Source organism: Pseudoalteromonas sp. SR44-5 (assembly GCF_014163675.1).
Lineage (GTDB): Bacteria > Pseudomonadota > Gammaproteobacteria > Enterobacterales > Alteromonadaceae > Pseudoalteromonas > Pseudoalteromonas rhizosphaerae.
Genome location: NZ_JACJDT010000034.1, coordinates 16344 through 30526 on the forward strand (window position 1 = coordinate 16344; position 14183 = coordinate 30526).

The 14183-nt window shown below is 37.7% G+C and carries 12 protein-coding genes and 1 pseudogene; 10 read left to right on the forward strand and 3 right to left on the reverse strand.

Going from position 1 to position 14183, the window contains the following annotated elements:
* Nucleotides 1–48: 48 nt before the first annotated feature.
* The 3 genes from H5154_RS16180 (at nucleotide 49) to H5154_RS16190 (ending at nucleotide 4661) form a co-directional block, all read left to right on the forward strand.
* Nucleotides 49–1386 carry a sugar porter family MFS transporter gene (locus tag H5154_RS16180; RefSeq protein ID WP_182718944.1) on the forward strand — a complete coding sequence of 446 codons (1338 nt, stop codon included), beginning with the start codon at nucleotides 49–51 and terminating at the stop codon, nucleotides 1384–1386.
* The gene (locus H5154_RS16185) at nucleotides 1373–3385 is read left to right on the forward strand and encodes a glycoside hydrolase family 32 protein (protein ID WP_182718945.1); all 2013 of its coding nucleotides are present in this window, start codon (nucleotides 1373–1375) and stop codon (nucleotides 3383–3385) included. The genes H5154_RS16180 and H5154_RS16185 overlap by 14 nt, the downstream gene beginning before the upstream one ends.
* Before the next feature lie 61 nt (nucleotides 3386–3446).
* Nucleotides 3447–4661: an oligosaccharide MFS transporter gene (locus H5154_RS16190; protein WP_182718946.1), complete on the forward strand. Its 1215-nt coding sequence runs from the start codon at nucleotides 3447–3449 to the stop codon at nucleotides 4659–4661.
* On the opposite strand, the gene H5154_RS16195 is transcribed toward H5154_RS16190, so the two are convergent.
* Complete coding sequence (locus tag H5154_RS16195) at nucleotides 4633–5628, reverse strand: LacI family DNA-binding transcriptional regulator (protein ID WP_149982868.1); 996 nt, start codon at nucleotides 5626–5628, stop codon at nucleotides 4633–4635. The two genes, H5154_RS16190 and H5154_RS16195, sit on opposite strands and share 29 nt — an antisense overlap.
* 575 nt (nucleotides 5629–6203) lie before the next feature.
* Between H5154_RS16195 and H5154_RS16200 the strand changes: the two genes are divergently transcribed.
* Nucleotides 6204–7724, forward strand: coding sequence for an EAL domain-containing protein (locus H5154_RS16200; RefSeq protein ID WP_182718947.1), 1521 nt, complete (start codon nucleotides 6204–6206; stop codon nucleotides 7722–7724).
* Between the two features lie 256 nt (nucleotides 7725–7980).
* Nucleotides 7981–8115, forward strand: coding sequence for a hypothetical protein (locus tag H5154_RS23745; protein ID WP_257326201.1), 135 nt, complete (start codon nucleotides 7981–7983; stop codon nucleotides 8113–8115).
* A 189-nt stretch (nucleotides 8116–8304) separates the two neighbouring features.
* On the opposite strand, the pseudogene H5154_RS16205 reads toward H5154_RS23745, so the two are convergent.
* Nucleotides 8305–8505 (reverse strand): annotated as a pseudogene (locus H5154_RS16205) (transposase); the annotation flags it as partial.
* A 662-nt stretch (nucleotides 8506–9167) separates the two neighbouring features.
* Between H5154_RS16205 and ampC the strand changes: the two are divergent.
* Complete coding sequence (gene ampC / locus H5154_RS16210; protein WP_182718949.1) at nucleotides 9168–10331, forward strand: class C beta-lactamase; 1164 nt, start codon at nucleotides 9168–9170, stop codon at nucleotides 10329–10331.
* Nucleotides 10332–10441: 110 nt separating this feature from the next.
* Here the strand turns inward: ampC and H5154_RS16215 are convergent, their stop codons facing one another.
* Nucleotides 10442–11263, reverse strand: a complete 822-nt coding sequence (locus H5154_RS16215; protein WP_182718950.1) for a PRC-barrel domain-containing protein — start codon at nucleotides 11261–11263, stop codon at nucleotides 10442–10444.
* A 188-nt stretch (nucleotides 11264–11451) separates the two neighbouring features.
* Between H5154_RS16215 and H5154_RS23440 the strand changes: the two genes are divergently transcribed.
* The 4 genes from H5154_RS23440 (at nucleotide 11452) to H5154_RS16235 (ending at nucleotide 13811) form a co-directional block, all read left to right on the forward strand.
* Nucleotides 11452–11952 (forward strand): BON domain-containing protein, encoded by a 501-nt coding sequence (locus H5154_RS23440; protein WP_220493415.1) that lies wholly within the window; start codon nucleotides 11452–11454, stop codon nucleotides 11950–11952.
* Nucleotides 11949–12173 carry a hypothetical protein gene (locus H5154_RS16225; RefSeq protein WP_182718951.1) on the forward strand — a complete coding sequence of 75 codons (225 nt, stop codon included), beginning with the start codon at nucleotides 11949–11951 and terminating at the stop codon, nucleotides 12171–12173. The genes H5154_RS23440 and H5154_RS16225 overlap by 4 nt, the downstream gene beginning before the upstream one ends.
* 467 nt (nucleotides 12174–12640) lie before the next feature.
* On the forward strand, nucleotides 12641–13468 hold the full coding sequence (dkgB, locus tag H5154_RS16230) for a 2,5-didehydrogluconate reductase DkgB (protein ID WP_182718952.1): 828 nt from the start codon (nucleotides 12641–12643) through the stop codon (nucleotides 13466–13468).
* 55 nt (nucleotides 13469–13523) lie between these two features.
* Complete coding sequence (locus tag H5154_RS16235; protein WP_182718953.1) at nucleotides 13524–13811, forward strand: putative quinol monooxygenase; 288 nt, start codon at nucleotides 13524–13526, stop codon at nucleotides 13809–13811.
* The last annotated feature ends 372 nt before the right edge of the window (nucleotides 13812–14183 follow it).

A 14183-nucleotide genomic window follows, 5' to 3' on the forward strand; every position in this document is an offset into this window, starting at 1 on the left:
GTGGTGGGTTTCGGCCCACCTTTTAATCGTTAAGTTTTAAGAGTGATTATGAAAAAAATTATTTATTGGTCAGTCACCGTTGCCGTTGCTGGTTTTTTATTCGGCTTTGATACAGCAGTTATATCCGGTGCGGATAAACCTATTCAAGCGTTATGGAATACGAGCTCGTTATTTCATGGCTTATTTATTATGTCTTCAGCTTTATGGGGAACACTACTGGGTGCCTTAACCGGTAATTACCCATGCGATAAGTGGGGTAGAAAACCCACATTAGTTTTAGTTGGAGTGTTGTTTTTAATTTCGGCGCTTGGCTCCGCCATGGCACCTGACGCATATAGCTTCGCCTTATTACGGTTCATTGGTGGCGTGGGAGTGGGCATTTCTTCAATTGTTGTACCTGCTTATATTTCTGAGATTGCACCTGCTAAGTACCGTGGGCGTTTGGTTGCGCTTTATCAGTTTCAAATTGTATTTGGTATCTTAGTTGCGTTTGTTTCTAATTTTTTAATTGCAGGAACATCTGCAATTGACTGGCGTTTAATGTTAGGTGTGGAGGCAATACCTGCTCTGGCTTATTTATTAATGATCATTAAGGCACCTGAAAGCCCACGTTGGTTAGTGCAAAAGAAAAATGAGAAAACTAAAGCGCGTTCAATCTTAGTGACTTTAGGTGAACAAAACCCAGACCAAGTATTAAATGACATTGAACGCGACAAGTTACAAAACAGTCAATCAAAGCTATTTGGTGGTAGTTACAATAAGGCGGCTTTATTTGCATTTTTATTTGCCGCATTTAATCAATTATCTGGCATTAACTTTATCATTTATTATGCACCGCGCGTATTTGAACTTGCAGGGTTGGATGTAAATCAATCATTACTTTCTGGCGCTGGGATTGGCGTGGTTAACCTATGTTTTACCATGCTGGGTTTATCGTTGATTGATAAGTTTGGCCGCCGTTCGCTGATGTATATTGGCTCAATTGGCTACGTTATTTCGCTCTCTGTCGTGGCGTGGGCGTTTAGTACTGACTCTGGTGGTTTAACGGTTGTAGCGTTTGTATTTGTGTTTATTGCCGCTCATGCCATTGGCCAAGGTACCGTTATTTGGGTCTTCATTGCAGAAATATTCCCTAACAAAGTTCGTTCAAAAGGGCAGTCTTTGGGCTCCGGTACGCATTGGTTTTTTGCCGCAGCAATCACTTTACTTATGCCATTTTTCTTAGAACGTTTTAGTGCCACTGAAGTATTCACTTTCTTTACTTTAATGATGTTAGGGCAATTGATTTTTGTTGCGTGGTTTATGCCAGAAACAAAAGGACGTTCTTTAGAAGCAATTTCATTAGATACCAATAATAAACATGGAGCATTCGATGCGAACCGTTAATTTAGTTTTAATTTCATCATTTTTGGCAGCATGTAGTATGACAAACCAAACTGAAAAAACAGCCCCTATGGGTGAAGATAAACCGAGTAAAGAGGCGTTTCGACCTGCTTTTCATTTTACCCCAGAAAAGCATTGGATGAATGATCCCAATGGTATGGTTTATTACCAAGGTGAGTATCATTTATTTTACCAGCATAACCCTGATTCATCTGTATGGGGGCCAATGCATTGGGGGCACGCAATTAGTAAAGATATGGTTAATTGGCAGCATCAAGAAATTAAGTTGTTTCCTGATGAGCACGGCACTATTTTCTCTGGCAGTGCGGTAGTTGATTGGCAAAATAGCAGCGGCTTTGGCAGTAAAGAAAACCCACCATTAGTGGCTATATTTACCTATCATGATGATAAAAAGGCTGCACAGGGAGCGATTGATTTTCAAACGCAAGGTATAGCATATAGCACTGATAAAGGCCGTACATGGAAAAAATATGCTAACAACCCGGTATTAAAAAATCCTGGGATCCGCGACTTCCGTGACCCTAAAGTAAGCTGGCATGAAGATACTCAGCAATGGGTTATGGTATTGGCTCAAGATGATCATATTGGTTTTTACAGCTCAAAAGATTTAAAAACATGGCAATTTGAAAGTAACTTTGGCGCTGATTGGGGCAGTCACGCAGGAGTATGGGAGTGTCCAGATCTTATTCGCGTGCGTATTGAAGGCACAGACGAATATAAATATGTGTTATTAGTGAGTATTAACCCTGGTGCGCCAAATGGTGGCTCTGGTACACAATACTTTATTGGTGATTTCGATGGTGAAAAATTTGTATTAGATAGTGATTATCAAAAAATGCTTACAGGTACACCAGCTGCGTTTCCCGAAGGGTTAGACTTTTCTAACTTCAAAAATGGTTTAAAAAATTGGCAAGTATCTGGTGATGCATTTCATATAGTTAATGATCAACCAGCCAATACCATTGCTAGTTCTTTTAAAGATTCGGATAAGGCAACAGGCACCTTAACCTCAAAATCATTTGCGATCGACCATGATTTTATTAACTTTAAAATTGCAGGCGGAAAGCATCACAATAGTACCGCAATACAGTTGTTAGTAAACGGCGAAATAGTTAAAACTGCAAGTGGTAACAATACAGGTACGATGACCGAGCGCTCTTGGAATGTGAGTCAATTAAAAGGCCAGCAAGCTTATATTAAAGTGGTAGACAATGAACGTGGTGATTGGGGGCATATAAAAATTGCTGACATCGTGTTTTCTGATAAAGCAGCAAATGAAAAGTACGAACCTTCAATATGGTTAGACTACGGCACTGATAATTATGCTGGTGTAACTTTCTCTGATGTTCAAGACGGTAGACACTTATTTATGGGGTGGATGAGTAACTGGCAATACGCAAACCAAGTACCGACTGAGGTATGGCGCAGCGCAATGACGATTCCCCGAGAATTAAAGTTATTGCAAACGCCAGCAGGCGTGCGTTTGGCATCTCAACCTATTAAAGAGTTAGATAGTTTATTGAGTAAACCACAACAAAAGGCAACATTAACTGGCGCGAATAGCTATCAGTTAGATGAACTTTTTACTGTTGAACCTGGGCAATTTAAGGTGAGTTTTAGTGTAGCAAACGCTGAACAAGTTATTGATATCGTGCTTAGCTCTGCAACGGATGAATACACTAAGCTTCAACTAAACCCAGCTCAAGGACAACTAATACTAGACCGCAGACAGTCGGGTTTAAAAGACTTTGAAGATGGCTTTGCGTCTTTACAAACTGCACCATTACAGAAGGGCCTTGAGTATTACGATGTTGATATATGGGTAGATAAAGCGTCGATAGAAGTATTTGTTAATAAGGGAGTTAGCTCTATGACGTCTATTGTTTTTCCAACCTCTCCTTATAATAAAATACAAGTGAGTGCTGATCAGCCTTTGTCGCTTAGTGACGTAAAGTTAAACAATATAGCAATAGAAAAATAACCTTTGAAGCGACTCTATAGTAATATAGAGTCGTTTTACTTTTTATAAGGCTATGCGATATATGAGTAGTAATTATCGGCTATTAAGCGCCATATTCTTTATTTATTTTATGGCATGGTCATTTTCATTTTCATTTTTTCCAATTTGGCTTAGTCAAGAAGTAGGCCTCAACAGTGCTAAAGTAGGGGTCATCTTTAGTATCAATTCCATCATGGCTTTACTCGTGATGCCTTGTTATGGCATTTTGCAAGATAAACTCGGTTTACAAAAAACACTGCTTTACTTCATTGCATTTTTTATAATGTTGATTGGTCCATTTGTCAGTTATGTATACGCACCCTTACTACAAACACAGTTTTATCTGGCTGCTATTTTAGGAGGTGCTGTTTTTTCATGTGCATTTTTGGCTGGAGTCGGGACACTTGAAAGTTATATTGATAAACAAAGTCGCTCGACGAATTTTGAATTTGGTAAAGCTCGAATGTGGGGGTCACTAGGTTGGGCCATGGCAAGCTACTTTGCCGGTTTATCCTTTAATTTATCCCCTAGTTTAAATTATTGGTTATCAAGCATTGCGGCGGTTTGCTTAATGGGGTTATTAGCCTTTGTTAAGGTCGCAAAAAATCAGCCCGAAATAGCGCCTTCTCGAACTTTTTCTCCTGTAAAACAGCTTACAGCATTTTTTAAAATCGCAGGATTGTGGCGTTTAAGTGTATTTGTGATCGGTGTTAGTTGTATTTATGCGGTATTTGATCAGCAATTTGCTATTTATTACACCTCTTTTTTTGACACCCCAGAGCAAGGTCGAGAGTTTTTTGGCTATTTAACTTCAGCGCAAGTAATTCTTGAAGCGGCTATTTTGTATTTAGCTGTTAAATGGGTGAATTATTTGGGCGTTAAAAACTCGTTGCTGTTAAGTGGTGTATTGATGGCGATACGAATATATTGCTCGGGGATTGTTAATGACTCTATCAGCATTAGTGTATTAAAATTGTTACATGCAATTGAGTTACCGCTGATGTTAATTGCATTGTTTAAATATATAAACATGCACTTTGAAGCTCGTTATTCAGCCATGATCTATATCATTGGCTTTCAATTTACTACGCAATTGATGGCGTCAATGTTAGCCGTCGCTGTAGGTGTAGTATATGATAATGTAGGCTTTGCGTTAGCCTACCAATATTTGGGTTTGGTTGTGTGTGTGTTTATTGTATTATCGCTTTTTGCATTAAAGGCAGATGCAATTAAAACGAATCACGAGCAATTAGTTTAAATGGTAAGTGGTGGTGAACAATATCAGTGCGCTGCTCTATGAGGTATTCCATTGCCCAACGTCCCATAGCATGGTGTGGTAATGCCATAGTAGTTAAATTCGGTTGTAATAATTGTGGAATACTGCCCCAATCATCAAAACTAGCTATACCAATATCTTTACCAACGATCATTCCTTTATCATGCACAACAAAGTAAATTTCTAGCGCCATGGGGTCTTGACCACAAATAATTGCATCAGGTTTAAACTCGTCAATTACTCGCGCTGCAGACTCTCTCGAAGTAGAAATCTCACTACCATCGGCTTGACCAATAATCACCGATTCAATGAGTAAATCATCGAGTGGTAAGCCGTGCTTTTTAAATGAATTTATAACGCCTTGTTTACGGCCTTTGGCAGCAACTATATGCTCATTTAAGTTTAAGAAAGCAATTCGTCGATAGCCTTTACGGATTAACGCGTCAGTAATATCTTCACCGGCTTGCTGTTCATCAGGTACTACACAAGGGAAATTATTCAAAGCAGGAAAACAGTTAGCTAAAATTGTTGGTATTTTTTTTAGTTCATCAGCTACCACAACTTGGCGATGATACATTGCTGAATATATAACGCCCTCTACGCGATACTCTAAAAGGCTTTCTATAGCTCTGTCTATACTCGCTTGGGTTTCGTTAACATTGAGGATCAACAGTTCTTTATTTTTCTGCCACGCAATTTCTTGGGCACCACGAATAATATCAAAAGTATAAGGAACACTAAGCAGTTCATCAGCAATAATTGCGTAAATGTTTGAGTTTTTACGTCGCGTTAAACTTGCCGCACGATTAGGACGATAACCTAATTCTTTTATCGCTTTAAGAACTTTCTCGCGGTTAATATCTTTGACTGTTGGATCATTATTGACCACTCGCGATACAGTTTTAAATGAAACACCTGCGTGGACAGCGACTTGCTTAATTGTAACCATACTAGAATAAGACCCTCTGTGATTAAAAACAGTATAACAGCAGATTGCACTTTATTTATATGTTTTTGTTAAGGTTTGAGTTGTCGTTGTTATCTAAAGATAAACTTATTCAGAGGCTTACTTTTAAGTTATTGAGGCGAATTATACTCATGATGTAATAACATTGGCTAAACCTAGTAAGCCGAAAAGGTAATACCAAGCGTTGATATAATAGCTTAAAACATTAGCTCATCAGATTATAGAGTGAGCAGTCACAGTGAATCGAGTTTGATATATTACTATCTCTAATTGGCTCGCCATGGATCGCTTCGACTTTCAATGAGTGGAAGAAACTCGCTGACTTACCAGCTCACCGAATTTGAACCGCTTTATTTTTGATTCTTCGCGAAGTAGGTGGCAGCCTTTTTAATATGGCTAAGTCCTATGTTTTGGATACCTCAATAATTTCAGCTTTTCATACGCAAACAAGCTGCCAGCTGTTAAATAACATTTAATAGTAGGGGCTTGCTGCTAGCGTACGTTACAATTTAATGGTATTAAATGATAATTAATGTGCTAACTGCAAGGGAAAATCTATGTCATTGAGAGCTTTTAAAGAAAAACCAAGTGCAATAATTTTCTTTTTACCGCTTTTGCTACTGCTTTTAATTTGTATATCCCATTTTGGCGCAAACTATGTACAAATGCTTTATCAGAAAAAGTTTACGCAATCTCTTATTAGTAAAGCCGAAGAAATCTCCAGTGATATAAGCCAATCCATTTATCAGACAGAAGCCATTAACCCTCGACGCTGTGATGAAGAAACTGTAAATAAATTACGTATCCTTTTAACTAACTACCACTACACGCATGATGTTGGTTTAGTTAAACAAAATAGAATTATATGTTCGGCAAATTGGGGCATTTTAAAAGAGCCTGTTGAACTTAATGTTGATTTTTTTAAGGGCAATACAGGTTTTTATTTTGCGCAAAAAGTTGAGGGGATTTTTCCTATTGATGCCAAATATGATATTGCAAAACGTAACGGTATCGTTGCATTTACAATTCAAGATCCTTTTAAATATTTTGATCAAGCAAATAAGGATTTTTCGTTTAACATAACCTCTATTGATGGTTTGTACGTTTTCCATCAATTTGACTCCGAATTTCAGTTTGATAATGAATTTAACTTACTATCACAAGAAGTTAAAAGCTGTAGTACAAAGTTTGGCTATTGCGCTAGCGTGCTTAATAATCGCCCTGGGTTACTATTTTTTTCCACTTTGACTCTGACTGCAGTACTTTTACTACTTTGCGTTATTAGTTTTTTAATTATTTATTCTTTTATCTCATACATAGAAAGAACAAATTCGATTGAATTTCGATTACGTAATGCAATCGCAGATGAAAGTATTTATTTAGAATATCAGCCAATTTTAGAGGTCCAGAGTAAGCAGATTATTGGTGTAGAATGTTTAATTAGATGGAAAGATGCGGTACATGGGCAAGTCTCACCTGAGTTATTTTTAAGTATTGCTGAGCAGTTAAATTTATATCCGTCGATGGCATTTTCATCTGTACAGCGAGCATTTAAAGAGTTGTCGCCTTTTGTTATAGAAAAAGATGACTTTAGTATTGCGATTAATGTTAACTCCTTTGAAATTCAAAGTTCGGAGTATTTACCGTTTTTAAATGAGCAATGCGAATTATATAAAATAAGCCAAAAACAAATAAAAATTGAGATCACTGAGCGTATTGGACTGCCACTAAATGAGTTGTCACATTTTGCTTTGCAGGCTAAACGTTATGGGTTTACTGTTGCCTTGGACGATTTTGGCACAGGTGTTTCAAATTTAGTTTGGTTAACTGAAATTAACTTCGATATCATAAAAATAGACCGCATTTTTACCCAATCGATTACTGATCCTTTGAAAAAAGATATGCTCCTGGCAATAATGGCACTATTCACTAACCTTAATCGTATTGTTATTTTTGAAGGGGTTGAAACGAAAGAACAGTGTGAATTCATTGAAAAGTATAATAAATGCTACCAGGTTCAAGGTTGGTATTTTTATAAAGCGCTGCCTTTAGATGCGTTGAAAGAATTAATAGTTTAAATAAAGCGGTTTTGCGGAACCGATCATTCACCAGGCCTTACTTGAGTTAGAACACTTATGTCTGACTCAAATAATATGCTTTTTAAATAGTGCTGGTTTTTAGCTAAAGCTGGTGCTTCAAATTTAAACCGTAACCATAATCAAACCAAATATAGTATTTAAGTGTTGTAGCGCACAGAGCTGGGGAGCTTTATAAACTAGGCTTTAAATCTCGGCCTTTTACATTAACGTGAGGGGCGAGAACTCTGAGGCAACTATGCAAAATCCAACTCATGATAAAAAAGTAGATGATAAAAAATCTGCTGAAACACTAAAAAAAGAAGCGGCAAGCAAGCGCGCAGCTTTAGAACCTGACACGAAAAAATCATACAGAAAACCCCAGCAAAAATAATAGAGTCGTTAATTATCTAACCAGTTTTCGCAAAGCATTATTTGAGCTTAATTAAGGGTTGAGTGGCATTATCGACAGGTATATTCGATAAATATGCAAGGAGCTAGATAATAGATGTTCTCTACTATTTGTGGTTCTTCACTCGTTGGTGAGGGATCATATTCTTGTTGTTTAAGGCTACTGAGAGCGCTACGTCATTAGGGGCTGTTGATCTTTGTGGTACATATATTGATCAGCCCGCATTGGTAGCCACATCATCGTAAATGCTAAAGCGAGCATTGAATGATAATTTCGTGCAAGCTTTTCATACCGTGTGGCTATCTTTCTATATTGCTTAATATGGCCAAATGTATTCTCAACCAAGTGCCGATATTTGTACATGCATCAGTCAATATCTTCATTACCTATTAAACTGTTATCCTTGCGTAGAATAACGGGTGTCGTGTTGTTATCACGAACCAACTTTCTCAGTTTTTTACAATCGTAGCCTTTGTTAGCAACAACGACTTTATTTGTTGAACAATTTGCTACGAGTGACTCTGTGTGAACTATACCATGTGTATTTCCGCACGATAATTCATAGAGAATAGGCAATCCTCTGCTATAACCTAAGTATTAGTTTGTTAATTTATGCTGCATACAACATTGGCTGTATTAATTTCACATTTATATAAATCATTCAGCAAAACATACCCATATTCTTCGTCTTTAATTATTTGAGCTTTGGGAGTAGTAAGCTCAAATCAAGACGATTTGTGCATTTCATTTTCTATGAACGTAGAATTTAATACCAACACCGTATTTTAATTCAGTAAAAATTAATAGTCGTACTCACAAAATAGCGGCGGCTTTGCTGACTTTTGCATTTAGAACGAGTAGATCTTGAATATGCTCATCTCTACCATTTTCAAAACGAGGTTAAGCTAAATATCAATATACTCCATTTACAATATTTGAATGAACTCAGGCGCCAGAATTCAATCCGAGAGTTGAGTTTTTATTGCAATATGGTTGCACTGGCGTGGCTATTTTATTCATTAACGAGAGATACAATGAAAATAATTTTAAACAAGCTTGTTATTACTACTTTAGCTGCAACTATAGTGATGTCTAATGATGCTCGGGCTGAAAATAATAATCAAATGTTGAGAAAAGCAGTCGATAAGCAAGCCGAGCGCTTAATGCAGCAGTACCAAATTCCTGGTTTAGCGGTGGGTATAATTGTTGATGGTAAGTCACAGTTTTATAATTATGGTGTTGCGAATAAAGAAAAGAACCAAGCAGTAACACAGAATACACTGTTTGAATTAGGATCGGTCAGTAAAACCTTTGCTGCAACCTTTGCGAGTTATGCTCAAGGCAATGGTACTTTATCATTTGATGACACTGTTGATAAATATCTACCTGAGTTGAAAAATAGCGTTATTGGCAGCACAAAACTTACACAGTTAGCTACCTATACAGCAGGTGGTCTGCCTTTACAGTTCCCTGATAATGTTAAGACTGACGATGATATGGTGCAATATTATAAATCTTGGCAGCCAACCTTTGCTGAAAATTCACAACGACTCTATTCAAATCCAAGTATAGGTTTATTTGGCTATGTTTCTGCATTAAGTATGAAAGTTGATTATGCACAGTTTCTGGAAATTAAAATATTTCCGTCGTTAGGCATGTCAAATACGTTTGTTAATGTCCCAGCAAATAAAATGAATGATTATGCATTTGGATATAATGCTTCAGGCGATGCTGTGAGAGTAAATCCCGGTATGCTGGATGCACAAGCATATGGCATTAAGTCTACTAGTGCAGATATGGTGCAATTTATTAAAGCGAATTTAGGGTTAGTCTCTCTCGATGATAAAATCAATACGGCCTTGAAAAGTACTAGGAAGGGCTATTATCAAGCGAGCACTTTCACGCAAGGACTAGCGTGGGAAATGTATCCTTTACCAACTAACTTGGCTGCTCTGTTAGCTGGAAATTCAGTTGAAACCATTACACAACCTCAACCAATCGATATTAATAATTCTCCTCAAGTAGCTTTGCATAATGGCTGGATCAATAAAACAGGTTCAACAAATGGGTTTGGCGCATATATTGTATTTATTCCGGCAAAAAATGCTGGAATTGTTATGTTAGCAAACAAATATTACCCCAACGTAGAACGGGTCAAAGCCGCCTATGCGATTTTAGATTCAGTTATCAGCAGATAACGAAGAATAAAAAGTCACTCATTAGTTTAGTGAGTGGTGTTTTTTTTATTTATTGAATATGACTTTTTGCCAAATTTTTTTCGCTAGGCATTACTTGAAAGCCGATCATTTCAGCAATCCTTTTTCGCTTTTGCTAGTTTGTCCCAGTAACCCGCTAGTTCGTAATGTTGATATATAGCTGTTTCAAACTCGGGAGTTATTTGCAGGTTATAATCATACTCTGGCGCATCTTTTATTACTTTGCGGTTGAGATCAACACTGATGGTTTTGTCGAGCCAGCATACTTCGCTGATCCACTCTGGTGGCACGAGCACTTTATGTCCACCCCACCAATTACTGGTATCGATGATCAGATAACGCACCGCCCACGTTGTTTCTTCTACTAATAATCCAGATACATGACCAATATCACCATCATTTGCATTAATATGATAGCCAATAACCTCTTTGCAACTTCGTAAATTTGGATCGGCTTTTTTATTATCTTCACTTTTAACATTATGGTGAGTTAGTTGTGCGCTGCGTGCACCTGCTTCTGTATGTGGGAGGTGTTGGTGGTCACGGTACAATAAATAAGGGTAAATACCGCCTCCCCAAAATCCTTCGCCTACCCAATAATAAGGGTAGCCATAATAATCGAGTAAGCTGGCCTCATTTTGCCGTGACACGGGTTTATCGTTATCGATAGTTGGGCTGTTTTTAACTTGTTCTTTACTGATCAACACAGGCAGAATTTTTTCTATCCAGTTTGGTTTTTGAACCGCAATTGGTGAGATCAAAACCTGACGGCTGGATAGCCAAGAACCTGTTTCAACAACAAAATAGCGGATCACCCATGCTAAATCATCGAATAGAAAATCTTTTTCTTTACCGATCACACCATCGGTAGCAGCGATAGCGCAATTTTCTAGATCTTTCATGCTACGTAACATAGTAGTTATCCTTTTTAATGGGGTCGACAGTATAAAGTGTTGGCGTGTTTTAGAGCTGATATTGAGGTTGCCAACTAGGCGATGATTTGAATGAACCGCTTTAGTTTTAGCTTATTTGCCGCGGTTGTCTGTGCGCTGCAGTACACAGCCAAATTAGCGAGTTAATTACATGAATGCAGTAATGACCTATGAATCGCTGCTTTTTATTATTGACACACAGTTGTTTTGAGTTCGATAACGAACAGAACGTTAGCCTCTTACATAATAAAGTGATGGTAGGTAGTGAAGAATACACTTTACCGCCAATGGTGATCGCTCCACTTAATACTGAGGATATCCTAATGGATAAATACTTTTCAAAAATACTATGTGTTGTTGCAATACTGATGGTTTCACAATTAACTGGTTGCTATAAATCCTCAGAAATTGCTGCAGAAAAGCCGCCAAAAAGTACGGTGGCTAACAATGTTTTAGATATCGATGTAACTACAAACGTTAAAATGGCTTTAATGAATGATCCTATTCTCAGAGCATTTAATATCGAAGTCATTACGAATAAAGGCGATGTGCGTTTAATTGGTATTGTTGATAGCCAAAGCCAAATTGACTCAGCAATGTTAATTGCCAAAGGTGCTGAAGGTACGCATGCTATTCATGATGAACTGACTGTGAAAAGGAGTTCGTTATGAAAGGATATCTAATCGTGGGGGTTATAACCGCTGTTTTTGCTGTTACAGCAGTTGCCCAAGAAGATGAACGCGAAGGCGAACACCATATGATGATGGGCAAGATGATGCATGATAAAGAAACATCGCATATGGAACCAAAAATGCGGCAAATGTTTTCGCTAATGCAACAGATCGAAAACGAAAATAATCCACAAAGGTCAACACGCCCTAAAGCGCAGTAGAATAAATCGACTCTGAGCCACTACTTTCAGCGCTAACAGTGTTGAAAATAGCGGCCTTGAGAGATGCACTTTCAATTTTTTATAAAGCGGTCATTTATAAATATAATTATTAGGTGCTAGGGCCGGTTACCTCTCTGGTTGAAGATTGTTTAATTTACAAGCTATTTAATCACCATGCTAGGTTTGTAATCTGATGGGTTAAGTAAAAAATTAAGTAAAACTTCCGCACTTTATTCTGGCTCTCTACCTACATTAATACTGCCTTATCTAAAAACCAAACATACGGATGTAAAAGTAACTGTGAAAGATAAACAGGCTCTAGCCCTTGAAACTAAAGTTAATGGCCTCATACCTTTTACGAGGTCAAAAATTTTAAATGAACAAAGTAACAGGTGTATTTCGAAAAACTTAGGTTAGAAATCTAATAAGTTTATATTTAAACCGATTATTTTTATAAGGATAAAGTTATGACACAACGTGTAATTGAAATGCCAGACTTAGGCATGGGGACATTCCGCTTAGAAGGAAAAACAGCTTATGAATCTGTAAAAATGGCATTAGAAGTTGGCTTTCGCCATATTGATACCGCACAGATTTATGGCAATGAAGAGCAAGTTGGCCAAGCGATAAAAGACAGCAATATCCCTAGAGACGAGCTATTTATTACCACCAAAGTGTGGAATAACAAACTGAATAAAAGCGATTTTATCGCCAGTGTAAAAGAGTCTCTTAACAAACTGCAACTCGATTCAGTCGATTTATTGTTGATCCATTGGCCTGCGCCATCAAACGATGAGCCAATGAGCGAGTATTTAACTGAGTTATTAACGGCAAAGCAGCTAGGATTAACTAAGCATATTGGTGTATCGAACTTCACTATTGCGAATTTAAAAGAAGCCATGCAAACACTGGACTCACGTGAAATATTCACCAACCAAATAGAAGTACACCCTTATTTAACCAATACCAAGTTACGTGCTTTTTGTCAGCAGCATGACATTCATATCACCGCCTATATGCCATTTGTGGTAGGTAAAGTGTTAAACGATCATACCATTATTGATATTGCTAAGAAGCATGATGCAAGCCCTGCACAAGTAGTTATTGCATGGGTAAACGCCAAGGGTATGACGACCATTCCGTCATCAACTAAGCGTAAAAATCTTGAAGATAACTTTAATGATAAAGCCGTAAAACTTGATGAAGAAGACATTGCGCGTATTGATGCTCTCGATTGCGGCGACCGTCAAGCAACCCCAAGTTTTGCACCGCAGTGGGATCAAGACACGTTTTAAGCGTGTTCAATATAAAGTGCAGTGAGTCTGCACTTTTTAATGCAAAGGAATAACTATGTTAACCGTTATAGCAATGCTGTCATGTAAAAACGCTGATGCAGCTACGTTACTTAGTGCACTTGATAACTTACAAAAGTTATCACGCAAAGAAGTAGGGTGTTTGCGCTACGAGCTGGCTGTGAAAAATAATGACACGCAAACAGATTACATTGTAACTGAACAATGGGCTACAAATGAGCACTTTGAAGAGCATAAGTTAGCGCCGCATTTTAAAATGTTTGGTGAGCAGGCTGGTGATCTACTTATTCACAGTAATATTGATGTGTATAAAACGATTGGTTAATAATATACCCAAACCACCTCAAGATGCAGAATTCAGCGTTTCACAGGTGCTTAATATCAAGGCGTTACTTTGCAAGAATGGCCGTCCCTTTTAAGAAGTAACAACGCTGAGAGTAAGTGCCTGTGAAACGCCCGAAGGGTTGTTTTAAAAGCGATTTATACTGCGTTATTGATTTTAACAATAGAACCACTATTATTTGCAATCAATGCCTTGCCTAAATCGCTTTTAATTCCAACTGAAACTCGCATCTTGAGGTGGTTTGGGTATATAGGGGCAGTGTTTAAAGCCACGTATTTTATATCGAGCTTAGCATGTTAAGCATGGCTTTAATAACGCCTTAGCAGGTGACAATGAGTGAGTCTTGATAACTTA